Source organism: Prevotella sp. LCP21S3_D2, from assembly GCF_052118345.1.
Taxonomy (GTDB): domain Bacteria; phylum Bacteroidota; class Bacteroidia; order Bacteroidales; family Bacteroidaceae; genus Prevotella.
Genome location: NZ_JBQKHJ010000114.1, coordinates 1 through 370 on the forward strand (window position 1 = coordinate 1; position 370 = coordinate 370).

Sequence of the window (370 nt, forward strand, 5' to 3'; positions counted from 1 at the left end):
CAAGGAACTGACACAGGAAAACATCTCATATACTTCCGATAAGGGCAAGACCTATGATTTCAATACGGCAGACAAGCTCAACGCCTTGCTTATAAAAGCCTTGGTTTCCACTGGTGAACTGAATGAGGTGGAAACCTACGATGTTGATTTCGACCATCAGTTCCTTGAAACAGAGAAGTATGATGCAAAACCGACATACAAGAAGTTCCTCGGCTACAGACCTGGCGTATATGTCATCGGTGACATGATTGTCTATGTCGAGAACAGCGATGGCAACACAAATGTGCGCTTTTATCAGGCTGAGACCCACAAGAGATTCTTTGCCCTACTGGAAGCCAACAGCATCCGTGTGAATCGCTTCAGAGCCGAC

1 pseudogene is annotated in these 370 nt (G+C 45.9%); it reads left to right on the forward strand.

From position 1 onward, the window contains the following. A pseudogene (locus ACTQ16_RS16855) lies at positions 1-370 on the forward strand (IS1380 family transposase); the annotation flags it as partial.